Raw genomic sequence first — 257 nt, 5'->3', positions numbered from 1 at the left:
GTGCTTGCTGATGTAGACGCTACGGCACTTGTTGATGCTGATGTAGAAGCTACCGCACTTGTTGATGCTGAGGTAGAGGCTACTGCACTTGTTGACGCTGAAGTAGAGGCTACCGCACTTGTGCTTGCTGATGTAGAGGCTACAGCGCTAGTGCTTGCTGATGTAGACGCTACCGCACTTGTTGATGCTGAGGTAGAGGCTACCGCACTTGTTGACGCTGAAGTAGAGGCTACCGCACTTGTTGATGCTGAAGTAGA

1 protein-coding gene is annotated in these 257 nt (G+C 51.4%); it reads left to right on the top strand.

What is annotated here, in order from left to right; all coding sequences use genetic code 11:
• The coding region (locus tag KV696_RS10560; RefSeq protein ID WP_419965914.1) for a hypothetical protein at positions 1-257 on the top strand (257 nt) is incomplete at both ends.

This window comes from Streptococcus humanilactis, from assembly GCF_019448275.1.
In the GTDB taxonomy this organism is placed as follows: domain Bacteria; phylum Bacillota; class Bacilli; order Lactobacillales; family Streptococcaceae; genus Streptococcus; species Streptococcus humanilactis.
The sequence above is the reverse complement of the archived record's forward strand: the minus strand, read 5'-3'. Positions and strand labels throughout refer to the sequence as shown.